The following is an 18,016-nucleotide window of genomic DNA, read 5'->3' as shown; positions in this document are numbered from 1 at the left end:
AAAACATGAACTCTATAAAACCTTGTTTTGTAACTTAGTAGTTAAAACAATGCGCCATGTTTAAACTTTTAGCAAAACTGAACAAATGGCTGCTGCCCAATTACACCAAAGAGCAGCTTGACCTAGCCAAGGCTACCAAATTCCAGCAAGCCATTATAGCCTGGAAATATTGGGTAACCACAAGGGCGTTGGATTAATATAATCCAACGTTTCGACAGCCCAGACTAATAAACCAGGGGAGAGTATACCTCATGGCCTGCCAGTTTTTCCCTGCCATTAAGGAATGACAGTTCCATGAGGAAGTTACACTGTACGATTTCACCTCCTAATTTTTCCACGAGTTCGCATACAGCCTTTGCAGTACCGCCCGTAGCAAGTACATCGTCGTGAATGAGTATCCTGTCACCCTTTTTAATCGCATCTGTATGTATCTCCAGGGTGTCAGTGCCATACTCCAATTCATAGGATGCAGAAATGGTCTCAAAAGGCAGTTTCTTCGGCTTGCGTACAGGTACAAATCCTGCACCTAACTCGTACGCCAGCAGGGTAGCAAAAAAGAAACCCCGGCTCTCCACGCCCACTACTTTATCGATGTTTCGGTCACGCAGGTTATTGATAAGCAGCGCCATGCATTCTTTTACGGCTTTTGGGTTGGCCAAAAGCGGTGTAATATCTTTAAATATAATTCCGGGCTTCGGAAAATCCTGAATGTCACGCACATACTGGTTCAGTGTCATTTTTTTGTGGTTTTATGTTGATTTAGGTTTGCAAGTTACGCATTATTATGTATATTTGCACCCGCAAACAAGTTCTACGAACACCTTGTAAAAAGGAAGATTTGCAACCATAACGGCCTCGTGGCGCAACTGAATAGCGCATCTGATTACGGCTCAGAAGGTTACTGGTTTGAATCCAGTCGAGGTCACTACTCGGGACAAAGCGAAAAAATCGTCTTTTGTCCCGTTTTTATTGACTTCAACTCCTTGTTAACCAGATATATAAAATTCGTAATTTCGTTAACTCTAGCGGTTTTGAAACTGTTTCCGCGAAACGTGAAATTTTCGGGATAAATTAAACCAATCATCTCACTCGCATCGGCAAGTGTGCCGTTATCATAAGCTGAACCCAAGAAAATCAAGTTGTTAAGTCCCTTGCCCATTAAATCTTCAATGTCTCCTTTTCGAAATTTGTATCGCCAAGTTGTTTTTCAAGTTTATTGATGACTGAGTTGTAATCGGACATCATCAGATAGTAATCTTCCACATCGTTTTTTTCGTTTACAAGAAGATTTCTGGCATTGCAAAGCTTTTTTACATACTCGGTAATTTGGGTAAGCGCCTTCCTTTTTTTCAATTGCTACCTCATCGGCCAGCATCTTGTGGAGGGTTTTACGCATCCAGCTTTAATTAACCTTATTCCTGATTGGTGTTCGATTTTCAGCAAATATCATTTAACGACTGACTAGTCCTAAAATAATGATACAGGATTAATAATAGTAAAAATAAAAAAAGAGGCTATCTCAATTCGAGACAGCCCATTTTGCAACTTTTGATCAATAGGGTTATCGCTTGATAAATTTCACATGTGTCCCTGAGATGGACTTTACAAAGTACATTCCGGCGCTTAATGAGCCTGTGTCAATTGTGTTTATACCTGAATTCAAAGACTGGCTGCTAACCGTTTTCCCTGTCATATCGGTTATCACGATATCGGTAGCCTCTTCTGTCTCAATAAATAATTGATCGACCACGGGATTTGGATATACCTTCCACCCCTTTTGTACAAATACATCTTTGGCTAAATTGGTTATGGAAATGCATTGAGAAGTTTCAGAGCACCCATTTTGCGTCACGATAACTGCATAGGAGCCATTAGTCGTTGCAATGAACGATGTTCCAGTAGCGTCATTTATAGGCTGGTTGGTTTCACAGTTTATCCATTGGTAACTCGCTCCTGTAGCACTTGCTGTAATTGTAGCGTCTGCAACGGTAACACCTGCATTTATAATATTTACAATTACCGTCATACTAGCCTGAGCAGCACATTGCCCTGCATTTGGGGTAAACGTATAAGTTGTTGTCGCATTGCTGTTTACTGCCGGGCTCCAGGTTCCGGCAATACCGTTATTGGAAATCGTTGGGAGCGTAAATGAACCTCCCTGGCATACCGGTGCAATTTGGTTGAATGTCGGCGTCGTACTGCTGTTCACCGTTACCGTCATTGTCGCAGTCGAAGCGCACTGGCCTGCATTTGGGGTAAAGGTGTAGGTGGTTGTAGCATTGTTGTTTACAGCCGGGCTCCAAGTTCCTATAATACCATTGGTTGAAACCGTTGGAAGCGTGAATGACCCTCCAGGACATATTGCCGCAACTTGGGAGAATACCGGTGTAACATTATTATTTACCGTCACCGTCATAGTGGCTGTAGTCGCACATTGGCCTGCATTTGGGGTAAAAGTGTAGGTGGTTGTAGTATTGTTGTTTACAGCCGGGCTCCACGTTCCTGTAATGCCGTTATTGGAAACCACAGGCAATGTAAACGTACCTCCCTGGCATATTGCCGGAACCTGTGTGAAGGTTGGTGTAACACTGTTCGTTACATTTACAGTCATAGTGGTGAAAACGGCGCACTGGCCTGCATTTGGGGTGAATACATACGTTGTTGTAGCAGTATTATTAATTGCGGGGCTCCATGTACCGCTTATACCATTAGTCGAAGTAACTGGCAGGCTGAACGATCCCCCTTCGCAAATGGCAGGTACCTGCACAAAAGTTGGAGTTACGTTGCTGTTCACAGTTACTGTCATGGTAACCGGAATGGCGCATTGTCCCGCATTCGGTGTAAATGTATAGGTTGTCGTGGCTGTATTATTTACAGATGGACTCCATATGCCCGAAATACCGTTATTGGAAACAGCAGGTAACATAATTGTGCCTCCTGAGCAAATGGCCCCAATTTGTGTAAATACAGGTGTCACATTGTTACTATTTACAGTTACTGTCATACTGGTTGCAACCGCACATTGGCCCGCGTTCGGTGTAAATGTATACGTCGTGGTTGCTGTATTGTTCAAGGCCGGGCTCCACGTCCCGCTGATGCCATTATTAGAAGTAGAAGGCAGATTGAACGTTCCGCCTGTACAGATGGCAGGGACTTGTGTAAATGTTGGTGTGATGCTACTATTCACAGCTACGGTCATTGTGGTTACAGACGCGCACTGTCCTGTATTGGGCGTGAATGTGTATGTGGTAGTAGCCATATTATTTATAGCGGGGCTCCATGTTCCAGTTACACCGTTATTTGACGTCGCAGGAAGCGAGAATGTACCTCCGGTACAGATAGCCGAAACCTGGGTAAACACAGGCACTACCGGAGTGGCAACAGTCATTGTAATTATATTGCTCGCTACTGTTGGAACAGACGGGCATTGCACGCTGCTTGTCATAACAACCGAAATGTTATCTCCATTAACAAGGTTGGAAGTTGCATATACAGGGGTGTTTGTACCTACATTGTTGCCATTGCGTTTCCATTGATATTGCGGTGTTGCGCCGCCATTTACAGGTGTTGCTGTAAAAGTAACTTCGCTACCCGCACAAACCTGACCTGTGGAAGCAACTATTGATACCGAAGCATTACAAGGCTGAATCGCTCCATAAACGCAAATCGAGAAAGTATCGGTTGTAAGCCCCTGGTACACATTGAATACCCTGATGTAGTATTCCTGGCCCTGGATAAGGTTGGAAGCCGTTCCGGTCTCGCTGAGATTTACCCCAACACTGTTGATACACGCGATTGGAGTCCCGGAGCATCCACCATCAAACACCTGGAAACCAAGGTCACGTCCAGACATAGGTCCGACGTAAATATTTGCAGAAGTTCCTTCGGCGATGAACCTGAACCAAACATCCTGCCCTGCCTGTGGCGCGCATGAAATTGCAGGCCCATTAAACATGGCGCCGCTCATCGTGGCACCCACCTGCGAACAAGTGGTATTCTGGTAAAGAACCCTGGCATTTTCACAGGTGTCATTGGCCGGTTTAGGATATTTTGTAATGCAGAATGAAATATTGTCCGATGAATATCCATTCAAAGCGTTGAAAAAGCGTACGTAATAGGTTTGTCCTATAATAAAGTTGTTGTTAATATAATATTCAGATACATTGCTGCCAAAGTTATTCACGCAGGCAATTGGAGCAGCGGAGCAGCTTCCTTCGAAAATCTGGAAACCGGGGTTAAAGAAAGAAACCGGGTTAAGGTAGATGCTATAGGTCTGCTCTGTAGCTACAAACTTGTACCAAATGTCCTGCGTTGTTGTTCCCGAAGGACACATTGCTGCTGGTCCATCAAGTGTTGATCCTATGAATGTTCCGCCCACATAGGTGCATGTAGTTCCGGGGAATACTTCTGTCGCATTCGCGCAAAGGTCATTGGCAGGTGTTGGATATTTGGTAAGGCATATCTTGAAATTACTAAGAGGATGCATGTTAGTGGCATTGAACACTCTAATGTAGTATTCCTGCCCGGGCACAAAATCATTACTGTAGTAACTCTCAAATGCGCCTGCCCCGCCTGAATTTACACACGCAATCACTGTGCCGTTACATCCGCCTTGTATGATTTCGAAACCATGGTTCAGGCTGGTTGTAATGTCGAGCGTAATACTGTTGGTAACATCGGTCGCGGTAAATTTGTACCACACGTCCTGTTGGGCTCCCGTGGCGCATGTAGGTACGAGTCCGTCTAACACAGATCCTTTAAAAGTCCCGGTTATGTAGTTGCATCCTGTACCCGGAGTGAGCTGTGTTGCATTGGTACAAAGGTCATTGGCCGGTGGCGGGTATTTTACTACACATAACTCGAAGTTTCTTTTCTCTAAGTTACTTATTGGATTAATAACGCGGATATAGTATTCCTGTCCTATGATAAAATCGTTGGCGAAATAATATTCAAGATTATCATTGGCAAAGGAGTTTTTACAAGCTATCAGCGTTCCGTTGCAACCGCCCTGGTAAAGCTCAAAACCTACGTTAACATTTGTAGCACCCGCAATATCAATCTCCATCATAACGTCGGTAGCGGTAAATTTATACCAAACATCCTGTGAAGCACTGGCTGCACAAGATGGAATGCCGCCATCTTTAAGAGATCCTCTAAAAGTGCCTGTAGTGTTTGTACAACTAAGCCCCGGGGTTAACTGTATGGCATTCGCGCAAAGGTCGTTTGCCGGTGGCGGGAACTTTACTACACATAACTCGAAGTTTCTTGTATCTAATGTACTTAACGGATTAATAACCCGTATATAGTATTCCTGCCCTATTATGAAATTACTGGCAAAATAAAACTCAAGATTATCATTGGCAAATGAGTCTGTACAAGCTACAAGCGTTCCGTTGCAGCCGCCCTGGTAAAGTTCAAAAGCAATATTCACATTGGATGCTCCGTCAACATCTATTTCCATCATAACGTCGGTAGCTGTAAATTTATACCAAACATCCTGGGAAGCATTAGTAGCACATGCAGGGACACCACCGTCTTTGAGCGCCCCTTTAAAGGTGCCTGAAGTATCTGTACATGTGAGTCCGGGGGTCAGCTGTATTGCATTGGCACAAAGGTCATTGGCCGGTGGCGGGTATTTTATAACACATACCTGGAAATTTCTTGTATCCAGTGAGCTTAACGGATTAATAACCCGTATATAGTATTCCTGCCCAATTATGAAATTACTGCCAAAGTAATATTCGGTACTGTCAGTGGAATAAAAATTTTGACAGGATACCAGCGTCCCATTGCAACCGCCCTGGTAAAGCTCAAAAGCAATATTCACATTTGATGCTCCGTTAACATCAATTTCCATCAACTTATCGGTAGCGGTAAATTTATACCAAACATCCTGGGAAGCATTAGTAGCACATGCAGGGATACCACCGTCTTTCAGCGAACCGCTAAAGGTACCCGATGTATTTGTGCAGGTAAGCCCGGGAGTCAGTTGTATCGCATTGGCACAAAGATCATTGGCCGGCGTAGGATAGTTCTTGACGCAAATATTGAATGTGCGGGTGCTTAGATTCTCTGAGGTATTAATAACCCTTATATAGTATTCCTGCCCTACTATGAAATTATTATTAAAATATTTCTCGCTAAATCCTGAGATGCTTTCGTTTACGCAGGTAATCAAAGTGCCATTGCATCCACCACTATATAACTCAAACCCATCGTTCAGGTTTGATGAGGAGGATTCAAGATCTATCCTCATGGTCACATGGGTCGCTGTAAACTTATACCAAACATCCTGCGAGGTAGAGGCGCCACATGAAGGTATATTGCCATCCTTGAGAGAACCGCTAAATGTACCTGTGGTGTTCGTACAATCAAGCCCCGGGATTAACTGTTGCGCATTGGCACAAAGGTCATTGGCAGGCGTAGGATAGTTCTTAACGCAAATATTGAATGTACGGGTGCTTAGATTTTCTGAAGTATTAATAACCCTTATATAGTATTCCTGCCCTACTATGAAATTATTATCAAAATAGTTCTCGCTAAATCCTGTGCTGCTTTCGTTTACGCAGGCGACCAAAGTACCATTGCATCCACCATTATACAACTCAAAGCCATGGTTCAGGTTTGATGAGGCTTCAAGATCTATCCTCATGGTCACATGTGTCGCTGTAAACTTATACCAAACATCCTGCGAGGTATAGGTGCCACATGAAGGTATATTGCCATCCTTAAGAGAACCACTGAAAGTACCTGTGGTGTTTGTACAATCAAGCCCCGGTATTAACTGTTGCGCATTGGCACAAAGGTCATTGGCAGGCGGGGGAATATTTGTCACACAAATACCGAATGAAGCCGTGCTGGATGACGCAGCTGCGTTCAATACGCGTATGTGATATTCCTGGCCGATAATAAACGTATTATCAGAGTAAGCCTCTGCATTTCCGGCCGGAGTGGCATTTACACATGCCATTACAGCTCCGCCGCAGCCCCCTTGCAGCACCTGGAAGCCATGGTTAAGCCCCGACGTTGCGCTTAACGATATACGCATTGTAGCTTCGGTCGCAGTAAACTTGTACCAAACATCCTGAAGTGACTGGCTGGTACACGATGGCGCCGTTCCACTTAGTGTCGCGCCACTAAATGTTCCCATTGTGTAATTGCAGGTTATACCGGGGGTTAGTGCTATTGCATCCCCACATTCGTTGTTAGCATATGAAACGAATCCAAAAAGAAATAAAGAGAAGAGTAAAAATTTCTTCATCATATTGATTTGATTGATTAATTGTTCTTTTTTTGTTGCAAATATAAATTAATGCTTATAAATGTACATTAAACAATGTTGCGCTATTGTGTACCATTGTTGCACATCCCGAAAATCTATTGATTTTTAGAGAATTGGCTTGGCGATTCACCGAAATACTCTGTAAATGATTTTGTGAAATAGGACTGGCTGTTAAACCCGCATTTGTATGCTATTTCCGAAATGTTGCCTTCATTCGCAAGCAGCATGTCCCTGGCTCTTTCGAGGCGCACCATGCGTATAAAGTTTGTGGTAGAGAATCCCGTGTGCGCCGCAAGCTTCCTGTGTAGTTGGCTTCGGCTCACAGCCATGTCCGATGAAAGCTCGTTAACCGAATATTCAGCATCGCCAATGTTTCTTATAATGCTTTCGATTACTTTATTTATATATGCATTATCGCTTTTTATCCGCTCTTCGAATGTCTTTGCCGATTTTATTGCCGACTGGTACAGCTGCTTGTTGCGCTGCATTGTAGTGAAAAGGTTGTGTACGGTCAGCCTGAGCTCATCGGGCGAAAAAGGCTTTGCAATGTAAGCATCGGCACCGTGGCTAAGACCCTGCAGGCGGCTCTCTAATGATGCCTTTGCCGAGAACAGTATTACGGGAAGATGATTATACAGTTCTTCCGAACGAATGCCCCTTAGTAATTGAATACCATCCTTTACAGGCATCATGATGTCAGAAAGGACAATGTCGGGCAGGTTTTCGTTAATTATGCTTATCGCTTCCTGCCCATTTTTGGCGTGGATGACCCTGAAGCTGTCCTGTAGTACCGAAATGGTAAAGGCAGCGGTATCGGCATCATCTTCTGCCAGCAGGAGTGTCGGGGTATCGGTATCCGAATAAATGGCTTCAGGGACATTTTGCAATTGCTTTACCGGCAGCGTAACTGTAAAGGCGGTCCCTGAAGGTGTGCTTTGCATCTGTATGCTTCCATGCGCCAGTTCTACCAGCTCTTTTACCAATGACAGGCCAATACCCGTACCATTTGTACCCGATGAATATTTACCCCTGAAAAATCTCCTGAATACCTTTTTTTGTTCGTTTTCGGGAATTCCGGGGCCATTATCTTTAACTTCTATATACAGCTTATCTTCATGAACCTTCGAAGTAACTTTCACCTCACTACCGGCCGGACTGTATTTTATCGCGTTGCCAATAAGGTTCGATAATATTTTCTCCAGGACATTGGATGGAAAAGAATAATATCCTTCACTATGTTCTGTATCGACAATGACAGTTTTGTCTTCGGAAAAAGCCTCATTCGAAAAGCTGTCAACTATATCACTAATAAATTTACCCAAATTACCTGATACGTAATGTAATTGAAAACTTCCTTTACCCAGTTTGGATGCATCCAGCAACTCGTTTACCAAACGCATCAGCCTTTTAGAATTCCGTTCAACAAGCACCAACTGTTCACTGAATTTTGAATCACTATCATTCTTCATCAAATGTATCGGGCCTTCAATAAGGGTAAGCGGAGTACGAATCTCGTGAAAGATATTCTCAAACATCTTTAGCTTTTCCTGTTCAAATTGCTGAATGATCCTTCTACGCTGGAAAACGAGATATAGTACAAAACCGGCAACAAGAAATATCAATACTGCACCAAAAAGTAATTGGTTACGCTGGTTTTTACCCCGCTCAATTTCCTGCTTGTTCAATTGTATCTCTTTCTCCTTCTTTTCTGTTTGATATCTGATTTCCAATTCGTCAACCTCCTTTTGCTTCTGCACAGAAAATATGCGCTGGCGGGCCTCATTTTCGAGTTTCTTGTAATTGTAGGCATTCCTGAAATCGCCCATGGCTTCATAGATCAGGCCGATGCGGTCATACAATGCCGGCTTGTACGTATCCTCCGAGCGCTTATTATTCACCTCAATAGCCTTCTTCATGTACCTAATTGCTGAAGGATAGTCGTGTCTGGCAAAATAGTAGTCTCCTATATTTTGATTGGCAGTCATCTGGTTGGTGAGGTCATTATACTTATCGGCAAGCGCTATGCATTTTTCATAAAAATAAAGGCAAGAGTCGGGTTTTATCTCCTGATATGCCGCGCCAAGAGAATTATATACCGTGGCCAGGTATTCAGGCTGCTTATTTTTTAAAAGTGTCCTTTCGGCATCCATTAAGGTTTTCACCGCTTCTTTAGGAGACTGGGTCGAGATTTGGAGTACGGCAAGGTTGATTGAAATGATTGCATAGTACTGATAGTCATTAGCATCTTTCTTTGCCTCAGCTGCCAGCTTTAAGTATTGTTCGGCTTTTTTAGGGTTGTTCTGGTAAAAGTAGCAAACCCCTATCCCGTTGTATATGGTACCCGCTAGCGATTTTTCATTATGTTTTTCTGCCAGCTCAAGGCCTTTAAGATAATTCGAAATGGCCTCTTTCATCTTGTTCTGCTTCTGGTATGCCTCTCCAATTTTAGCATACGACCTGATAAGGATAACAGGATTGTTATTTTTCCGCCCGATATCGATAGCTCTGTGGGCGTAATATATCGATGAATCCGGGCTTGTAGTCAGATAATATGTTGCCATTTCTACGTTTAGCTGGGCCATACGAAGCTCATTAGCATGTTTCATTAAATGGCGAAGGGAATCTGTAAAATTTTGACTAAATGAGAGTAATGGCAATAAGTATAATACAACAATTATAAAAAATGTAAATTTTTCAGGTGATTTAGGATAAGGATTTTTAAACATTGGGGTGATCATAGATTTTACAAATATAACAAGTGAATTCGACTTGCTTCCAAATTTTCACACATTGTTAAAAAATTGTTAAAAGTAGTGAAGTTATAAACCCATAATGCAGTTAATTGAGGTTTTTTCTTTTCAATTTTAATTTCTGCCATAATTTCTGTCTTTAATTTATAATTATCTGAAAATTAAGCATTATGGATAAGACATGCTTTACTATTCCTTCACCTTGTACTAGGTTTGAAATTAAAGGCACAAGAGGAAATAATTTCAATATGGGTTGATCCCATACCTGGTGCAATCGCTGCTTCAAATTATAATGAAGATGCAACATTTAAAGATGGTATATTGCAAAAAATCAGTAAGGTGACAATTCCAACCCTGACTGTTTACAGTCCTAAAAAGATTAAATCCAACGGCACAGCTGTACTTATTTTTCCGGGTGGCGGATATGCACATCTTTCTATAGATAAGGAAGGCAAAAAAGTTGCAGAATGGTTGAATACGCAGCGTATAACAGCTTTTGTGCTAAAATACAGGCTATTCGATGAGCGTATCATGACAAACAAGGAAACAGGTCCGTTGCAGGATGCGCAAAAAGCTATGCGGTTAATCAGGCAAAATGCCTCGAAATGGGGTATTGACCCAAATAACATTGGAGTACTGGGGTTTTCTGCCGGAGGGCATTTGGCTGCAACATTATGCACTAGATACAATGAAATTGTATATTCTGAAGATCTAAACATAAACGCGCGCCCTGATTTTGCATTGCTAATCTACCCGGTGATTTCCATGAGGGATGACATTACCCACCAAGGATCAAGAAAAAATTTGTTAGGAGCCAGCCCTTCAGCTGAACTGGTTGCAAAACATTCCAATGAATCACAAGTCAGTACAGAAACTCCCCCCACATTCCTCGTTCATGCATCAGACGATCTTTCGGTACCTGTTGAAAACAGCATTAATTATTTTTTGGCTCTGAAAAAAAACAACGTAGCTGCTGAGCTGCATATATATGAGAAAGGAAAGCACGGATTTGGGCTTGGTGTTGAAGGAACAAGCAAATTTTGGACGCTGGATTGCATTTCCTGGCTCAAAACCAGAAAAATAATCCCATAGATTTTTAGTCCGGAAGCTTCTCAGAAACCGGACTTATAAGACTGATTATCAGAATTATATTATGCTTTGTTCTTTTTTCTTTTATTATAAAGGCTTAAAAGCATGAAACCTGCTATACCGGAAAGCACCGATGCTACAAGGATCGCAAATTTAGCCTCTGTTTGCCTAAAAGGATCGCTAAAAGAAAGCAACGCTATGAATATAGACATTGTAAAACCGATACCGCCAAGTATTCCTACTCCAAGTACATGAGGCCATCTGGTATTCTCAGGAAGTTCGGAGACCTTTACTTTAACCGAAAGCCATGACATAAGAAAAATGCCGACAGGCTTCCCAAGAAAAAGCCCCAAAAGGATTCCAAGTCCCAGATTGCCTGCAAGTCCGTCTACCATTCCCGACTCAAAAGTGATATTGGTATTGGCAATTGCAAACAGCGGCATGATCAAAAAGTTTACAGGCCTTGTAAGGGCGTGTTCGAGCTTTTCAAGAGGCGAATCTTCATCGGTATCATTTGTAGGAAGCGTAATGGCTGTAAGAACACCTGCAATAGTTGCGTGTATGCCGGAATGGTGAATAAGATACCACATAATGATACCAGGGATAATGTAGAAAAAAATGTTTTTCACTCCTGTCCTGTTAAAGACCACCAACAAAGCAAATACACCTCCGGCATATCCAAGATAACTTAGGTGAAGCTCTGAAGAATAGAATATTGCAATGACAAGTATGGCCATCAGGTCATCTACAATGGCAAGGGCTGCCAGAAATATTTTTAGTCCGGAAGGCACTTTATTGCCAAGTAAGGAAACTATACCCAGGGCAAAAGCAATATCGGTGGCCATAGGTATCCCCCAGCCTTTTGAAGAAGGCAGGCCTGTATTGAATGCATAATATATAAGTGCCGGTACTACTACACCGCCTATAGCAGCAAGCACCGGCAATGATGCGTGCCGGATAGAAGACAGCTCCCCTTCTACTATTTCCCTTTTTATTTCGAGGCCTACAAGCAGGAAAAAGATAGCCATGAGGCCATCGTTTATCCACAAAATAACAGGATAGCGCAAATGCAGGTTTGCGCTATCGTAACCAATTTCCGAAGTAAGCAGATTGTTAAAACCGTCTGCGAGGCCGGTATTGGCTATCGTCAGGGAAATCGCGACACATATAAGCAGTAAAATTCCCCCAGCGGATGAGGATTGGAAAAAATGTGCGAAAATTTTGAGGTTGATAAGTTTTGCCATATCCGCAAATTTAGGCATCAGCTTAGGATTAAGCAAGCGTATTAAATAAAAACCGTACAGGTTTTTCGGCTTTATTTAGTTAGGTTTGCAAGTATCACCCTCACCTCATCCGTTTCCTTTATAAAATATTTCGCAGCTGTCTTCTTGCTGCCCACCTTAATCGTCCATGCATTAGTTGGCAACTCCTCAAACATATACTCATCTGTCCAGTCGTCTCCAATGGCAAAAATAAAGTCGTAGCCTATATCAGCTAAAAGCCTGGCAGTAGCCCGGCCCTTATTAATGTTACTGCTCTTTACTTCGATTACCTTATTTCCTTCCAGAACAGACAGTGAATTGTTTCCAAGCAATCCGGTAAGCACATGCTTAATCTCCATTGTCCTGAATGCGGCCAGGTCGGCATCCGCACGCCTGTAGTGCCATGCCAGTGAAAAGTCTTTTTCTTCTACAAAAGTACCCGGGGTATTGTCTGCAAAACTCTCCATTATAGGCCTTACACTTTCTTTCCATTCACTGTTAAGCCGCTCAAGGCTTGCCCATTCTTTGCCTTTTCTTCGAAGCCAGACACCATGATCCGTAACCAATGTATAATCTTTACCGCCAAACCAGGTATTAATCGTGTTACGATCCCTGCCACTTATTATTACAAGGTCTGTATCCGGATCAGCGGCAAATGTGTCAAGCAAAGAATACAGTTCCTCATCAGGTATAGCTTCAGAAGGATGATTTTTAAAGCCAACCAGAGTACCATCGTAATCCAGCAGCAACAACCTTTTTTTAGCCGAATTGAACTGTTTCTTCATAGCCTCAGCATGGCTTTGCTCCAGTTTGACCGACAATGACGGCTGCACATGCTCTTTTATTGTTCCCAGCGATGTCAGGAATGCATCGGCCCAACGTTCTACATTGTATCGCGACAAACGTTCCTGTAACGACTTAAGTCTCAATTTTTGCTCTTCAGCAGGCATTTCCAGCGCATAGTTGAGTGTATTCGCAATTTGTTCAAAATTATTGGGATTTACCAATAATGCATCGTGCATTTCTTTCGCTGCCCCCGCCATTTCACTCAATATCAGTACTCCTGTGCCTTCAGTTCTTGTAGCCACATATTCTTTAGCCACAAGGTTCATTCCATCGCGAATGGGTGTAATCATCGCGACATGAGAACTCACATACAAGTCGATCAGGTTTTCAAACGGCATCGAACGGTAAAAATACCAAATAGGAGTCCAGTTAACCGTGGCAAATTTACCATTTATCCTGCCTACAAGCTCATCTGTTTCCCGTTTTAGCTTTTGATACTGTGGTACGTTTTCCCTTGAAGGCACCGCAAGCATTACAAGGCGTACCTTTTCTTTATACTTGGGATACTTATTGAGAAAATACTCAAACGCCAATATGCGGTTAGGAATGCCTTTGGTATAATCCATACGGTCAATGGACAGCACCAGCCGGGCATCATTATTAAAGGAATGGTGCTGCTCAATACTGCGCATCAAATCGGATTTTGACTCTCCTTTACGTGAATAATGTCGATTAGCGGCCTCCTGAAAGCGGTTATAATCTATTCCCATCGGGAAAAAATCGGCCTTTATGACCCTCTCTCCGTAGGTTATTTCATTAATCCGTATTTCAAGGCCGGCCAGCCTGCTGGCCGATGAAAGGAAATGGCGTACATAATCATAAGTATGAAAACCTATTAAATCAGCTCCCAGCATACCGTGAAGCAATTCATCCCGCCACGGGCAGGTCCTGAAAAGTTCGTAGGAGGGAAAAGGTATATGGAGGAAAAAGCCAACAATAAGGTCAGGCCTTTTTTCGCGAAGAAGCTTCGGCAGCAATAGCAACTGATAGTCGTGCACCCAAACCGTGTCTCCCTCATTGGCATGCCGTAGTACAACATCCGCAAATTTTTGATTCACCTCACGATATGACTCCCAATCTGCCAGCTCAAATTCGGTATACGCCTGAAAATAATGAAACAAAGGCCATAAGGCTTTATTACTAAATCCATAATAATAGTTTTCAATGTCCTGTGCCGTTAACGGAACGCGTACACACTTTTCATTAGACAATGCGGAATCTACACTTTCAGCAAGCCCAGGGCCAATTTGTTCTTCAGTAAGCCCGGCCCAGCCTATCCATATGCCGTTACCTTCGGCATGTACTGACTTCATCCCTGTGGCAAGCCCGCCCACACTGGCTTTTACTTGCAATTCGTTGTTGTTTAATTGTAGGTCAATAGGCAATCTGTTAGATACTATTATTGTTTTATTCATCAAAAGTGTTTTGGATTAGTAAGATGCTTTTTGTAAATTTAAAAAAAATAGAAGCCAAAACCTATCCAAAACAGGACTTTATGATTAATTTGAATTACGGCATAATAGGCAATTGCCGAAGCGCGGCATTAATATCTGACAAAGGATCTATTGATTGGTGCTGCCTCCCTGAATTTGATTCTCCCTCCATTTTTGCAAGCATACTTGACGAAAAAAAAGGCGGTCGTTTTAACATAATTGTAGCTGACGATTATGTGATAAACCAACAATATCTTGACAATACTGCTATTATGTCTACTACTTTTAATAATGGCAGGAACGCTTTCGAAGTAATAGACTTTATGCCCCGTTACCGCAAAGACAATGGCAAATACCACTCCCCTCCCGAAATCATCAGGTATATCAGGAAAATTTCAGGCCATCCCCGCTTCAGCATCCATTATGACCCAAAGCTTGAGTACGCCCAGGATGAAACACAAAGTTATGTAAAGAATGAATTTATAGTAAGTGTTACAAATACTACAAAATTTGACTCATTGTTTCTCTACACCGGTTTGTCTAAGGAGGCCATTAAGAAAGGTGAAGAAATACTGCTCGAAGATGACAGCTTTATCGTTTTGGGGTATAATGAAAAAATATTTCTGCCTAGCCTCCATAAAGTGAGACTGGAATATGAACGCACTAAAACCTATTGGCTCGACTGGAGTGACCGAACCACATCATATAGGAAATATAATTCACAGATAGCCCGTAGCGCCATTACATTAAAGCTATTGTGCTATGAAAAAACTGGCGCTGTGCTGGCAGCAGCTACAACTTCGCTGCCGGAAACAATTGGAGAGGTACGTAACTGGGACTATCGTTTCTGCTGGATACGCGATGCCTCAATGGTTGTGAAAGTAGTACATGAACTTGGACACAATGAAATGGCGAAAGACTACCTTCGCTTCATTATCAACCTGGTGCCTGATAAAGATGAAAAACTCCAGATCATGTATGGCATTAATGGTGAAAAGCAGCTTACAGAAGAAACACTGGATCATTTATCAGGATATATGGGTTCTAAACCTGTACGCATTGGAAACGCAGCCTATTCTCAACGCCAAAACGACATTTATGGCATCCTGATGGACGTTATTTACCAACAGCTAACACATTTTAGCAATGATATCGAAAACGGAGAAGAGCTATGGAACATCACAAAAGGTATTGTATGGGTGGTAGAGCGCCATTGGCAGGAGCCCGATAAGGGAATTTGGGAGTTCCGTACCGAAGAGCGCCATTTCACATTTTCAAAAGTGTTGTGCTGGACGGCCATAGACAGGGCCATAAAAGTAGCCCGCATCTTTGGCAAAAACAACAAAGCTGACAAATGGGAGACTATAGCTAAGGCCATCCGTGAAGATATATTAGAAAATGCATGGAATGAGGAAGTACAAGCCTTTACCCAATCGTATGGTTCATCCGACCTTGATGCGTCAGTCCTGTTAATGGAAAACTATGGATTTATCGAAGCTATGGATCCACGATATGTTTTGACCGTCAAAGCAATAGATAAAGAACTGAGCCACAATGGCCTGCTGTACCGATATAAGAACAAGGACGACTTTGGCCTGCCTACTTCTTCATTTACAATTTGTACTTTTTGGTTCATCAACAGCCTGTTTAAAATCGGGGAAAAGAAAAAAGCAGAAACCCTGTTTGCACAGCTGCTCTCATACAGCAACCACCTGGGCCTCTTCAGTGAAGATATTGATTTTGAGACTAAGAGGCTATTGGGTAATTTCCCACAAGCCTATTCGCACCTGGCTTTGATTGAAACCGCTATTAATCTGTCATTCATAACAGAAGAGGAATCTGTACGCGATGCTTTAAGGTAAAATCCGGCAAACTAATATTCATAAAATTTACATTGCCCCGCACCCGTTTTCCAAAGTCCTGCAATTAAAACTCCATGGTATTACAATGTTTCGAAATGGTTAAATAGTCTTAAAAATAAGGCTTTTTTCAGGGATGGCTTGGATACGGTCTTTTGAATGACTATTTTTGAAAATACAGATTATCAGCACACATTCAGGATGTAATGGGAGTGTACATAATTCGTTATTGCTGCATCTTTGGTTTATGAAATTTTCTCATCCTAAACCCCACAGCCAAAGATAAGTTTACTTCGTTTTAAATACCTTCTTTCCTTCTGAGTGCTTTCATTTAAGGAAAATTAAGCATGGACAACATTTTACAAACAACATTTCTAAACAATACTGTTTTACAATGGATTATAGCGGCAGGGATTATTGCTGCGGCCATTATACTTCTTAAAATAGTTAAATTTTATGTCATAAAAAGGCTCAAAAAATGGGCACTCAGGACAGTAACTACCTGGGATAATTTCATTCTGGAGATCATTGAAAAATCAGTGTTGCCAATGCTTTACATCAGTGCTGTCTATTTTTCGCTGCTTACACTTAAATTCAATCCTACAGCAGACAAGATCATCCACATTGCCTACCTGGTCAGCATTACCTTTTTTGTACTCAAAATCATAAGCGCAGCTTTCAAAAAGTTCGTGTATTCCTTCATAGACCATGGCGAAGACAGTGAAAGCAAGCTAAAACAGGCCGGTGGCCTGATTGCTATCATCAATATCATCATTTGGATGTGCGGAATCATCTTCCTTATCGATAATCTTGGCTATAATGTAACCACACTCATTGCCGGGTTGGGAGTTGGTGGTATCGCAATAGCGCTGGCGGCGCAGGCAGTACTGGGCGATCTCTTCAGCTATTTCGTCATCTTTTTTGACCGGCCGTTTGAAATAGGGGACTTTGTTACCCTCAACAATGACAATGGAATCATTGAATATATCGGTATCAAGACTACAAGAATACGTACCCTTAGCGGTGAGCAGCTAATATGTTCCAATACCGACCTTACCAACTCCAGGCTGCGCAACTACAAGCGCATGGAAAGACGGAGGATTGTGTTTTCACTGGGGGTAACCTACCAAACCACTCACAGTCAATTGGCTAAGATACCCGGAATGGTTAAAGAAATAATAGAAAGTAAGCCACAGCTTCAGTTTGACAGGGGGCACTTTTCAGGTTATGGCGATTCAAGCCTCAATTTCGAGTTTGTGTATTATGTAACCGACCCTGATTATAACACCTACATGGACAACCAGCAGGCGGTTTACCTCGACATTTTTGCCGCATTCGAAAAGGAAAGCATCGATTTTGCCTACCCAACCCAAACCATCATTATGGATAAAAGCTCCGAACTGAAACTAACCGGAATAAACCAACAACCAACTGATTAACAACATTCTATAAATGAAAAACGGCCATCCTTCCGGACAGCCGCTTCCCAATTCAA

Annotated in this window: 10 protein-coding genes and 1 tRNA gene; 5 read left to right on the top strand and 6 right to left on the bottom strand. The window is 42.4% G+C overall.

Features of this window, described 5'->3' with window-relative positions; all coding sequences use genetic code 11:
- The first annotated feature begins 56 nt into the window (after nt 1-56).
- A complete protein-coding gene (locus OGH69_RS02005) occupies nt 57-197 on the top strand; it encodes an SsrA-binding protein (RefSeq protein WP_265172762.1) in 141 nt (46 codons plus the stop codon).
- A gap of 27 nt (nt 198-224) precedes the next feature.
- Here OGH69_RS02005 and OGH69_RS02000 read toward each other — a convergent pair whose 3' ends face one another.
- Complete coding sequence (locus OGH69_RS02000; protein ID WP_265172761.1) at nt 225-737, bottom strand: adenine phosphoribosyltransferase; 513 nt, start codon at nt 735-737, stop codon at nt 225-227.
- Nucleotides 738-851: 114 nt separating this feature from the next.
- Here OGH69_RS02000 and OGH69_RS01995 point away from each other — a divergent pair.
- Nucleotides 852-925: transfer RNA gene (locus tag OGH69_RS01995), tRNA-Arg, on the top strand.
- A gap of 233 nt (nt 926-1,158) precedes the next feature.
- Here OGH69_RS01995 and OGH69_RS01990 read toward each other — a convergent pair.
- The 3 genes from OGH69_RS01990 to OGH69_RS01980 form a co-directional block, all read right to left on the bottom strand.
- Nucleotides 1,159-1,353 (bottom strand): hypothetical protein, encoded by a 195-nt coding sequence (locus OGH69_RS01990; protein ID WP_265172760.1) that lies wholly within the window; start codon nt 1,351-1,353, stop codon nt 1,159-1,161.
- Nucleotides 1,354-1,561: 208 nt separating this feature from the next.
- Complete coding sequence (locus OGH69_RS01985) at nt 1,562-7,150, bottom strand: T9SS type A sorting domain-containing protein (protein WP_265172759.1); 5,589 nt, start codon at nt 7,148-7,150, stop codon at nt 1,562-1,564.
- A 227-nt stretch (nt 7,151-7,377) separates the two neighbouring features.
- Nucleotides 7,378-9,888, bottom strand: a complete 2,511-nt coding sequence (locus tag OGH69_RS01980) for a hybrid sensor histidine kinase/response regulator transcription factor (protein ID WP_265172758.1) — start codon at nt 9,886-9,888, stop codon at nt 7,378-7,380.
- Nucleotides 9,889-10,245: 357 nt separating this feature from the next.
- On the opposite strand from OGH69_RS01980, the gene OGH69_RS01975 reads away from it, so the two are divergent.
- A complete protein-coding gene (locus tag OGH69_RS01975; RefSeq protein WP_265172757.1) occupies nt 10,246-11,124 on the top strand; it encodes an alpha/beta hydrolase in 879 nt (292 codons plus the stop codon).
- 59 nt (nt 11,125-11,183) lie between these two features.
- Here OGH69_RS01975 and nhaA read toward each other — a convergent pair whose 3' ends face one another.
- Together nhaA and OGH69_RS01965 are read right to left on the bottom strand one after the other, a co-directional pair.
- Nucleotides 11,184-12,365 carry a Na+/H+ antiporter NhaA gene (gene nhaA, locus OGH69_RS01970; RefSeq protein WP_265172756.1) on the bottom strand — a complete coding sequence of 394 codons (1,182 nt, stop codon included), beginning with the start codon at nt 12,363-12,365 and terminating at the stop codon, nt 11,184-11,186.
- A gap of 71 nt (nt 12,366-12,436) precedes the next feature.
- Nucleotides 12,437-14,644, bottom strand: coding sequence for a bifunctional alpha,alpha-trehalose-phosphate synthase (UDP-forming)/trehalose-phosphatase (locus OGH69_RS01965; RefSeq protein WP_265172755.1), 2,208 nt, complete (start codon nt 14,642-14,644; stop codon nt 12,437-12,439).
- Between the two features lie 80 nt (nt 14,645-14,724).
- On the opposite strand from OGH69_RS01965, the gene OGH69_RS01960 reads away from it, so the two are divergent.
- Together OGH69_RS01960 and OGH69_RS01955 are read left to right on the top strand one after the other, a co-directional pair.
- Nucleotides 14,725-16,524 (top strand): glycoside hydrolase family 15 protein, encoded by a 1,800-nt coding sequence (locus OGH69_RS01960; protein ID WP_265172754.1) that lies wholly within the window; start codon nt 14,725-14,727, stop codon nt 16,522-16,524.
- Between the two features lie 344 nt (nt 16,525-16,868).
- Nucleotides 16,869-17,960 (top strand): mechanosensitive ion channel family protein, encoded by a 1,092-nt coding sequence (locus tag OGH69_RS01955; protein ID WP_265172753.1) that lies wholly within the window; start codon nt 16,869-16,871, stop codon nt 17,958-17,960.
- The last annotated feature ends 56 nt before the right edge of the window (nt 17,961-18,016 follow it).

The organism is Flavobacterium sp. MFBS3-15 (assembly GCF_026107645.2).
In the GTDB taxonomy this organism is placed as follows: Bacteria; Bacteroidota; Bacteroidia; order Flavobacteriales; family Flavobacteriaceae; genus Flavobacterium.
Note: the sequence above shows the minus strand (reverse complement) of the source record. Positions and strands in the feature narration are given on the sequence as shown.

What these genes read in the sequence shown, in the direction of transcription:
- nhaA (WP_265172756.1), bottom strand. Translation starts at nt 12,365, where the DNA reads ATGGCAAAACTTATCAACCTCAAAATTTTCGCACATTTTTTCCAATCC.
- OGH69_RS02000 (WP_265172761.1), bottom strand. Translation starts at nt 737, where the DNA reads ATGACACTGAACCAGTATGTGCGTGACATTCAGGATTTTCCGAAGCCC.
- OGH69_RS01980 (WP_265172758.1), bottom strand. Translation starts at nt 9,888, where the DNA reads ATGAAACATGCTAATGAGCTTCGTATGGCCCAGCTAAACGTAGAAATG.
- OGH69_RS01965 (WP_265172755.1), bottom strand. Translation starts at nt 14,644, where the DNA reads ATGAATAAAACAATAATAGTATCTAACAGATTGCCTATTGACCTACAA.
- OGH69_RS02005 (WP_265172762.1), top strand. Translation starts at nt 57, where the DNA reads ATGTTTAAACTTTTAGCAAAACTGAACAAATGGCTGCTGCCCAATTAC.
- OGH69_RS01955 (WP_265172753.1), top strand. Translation starts at nt 16,869, where the DNA reads ATGGACAACATTTTACAAACAACATTTCTAAACAATACTGTTTTACAA.
- OGH69_RS01985 (WP_265172759.1), bottom strand. Translation starts at nt 7,150, where the DNA reads ATGGGAACATTTAGTGGCGCGACACTAAGTGGAACGGCGCCATCGTGT.
- OGH69_RS01960 (WP_265172754.1), top strand. Translation starts at nt 14,725, where the DNA reads ATGATTAATTTGAATTACGGCATAATAGGCAATTGCCGAAGCGCGGCA.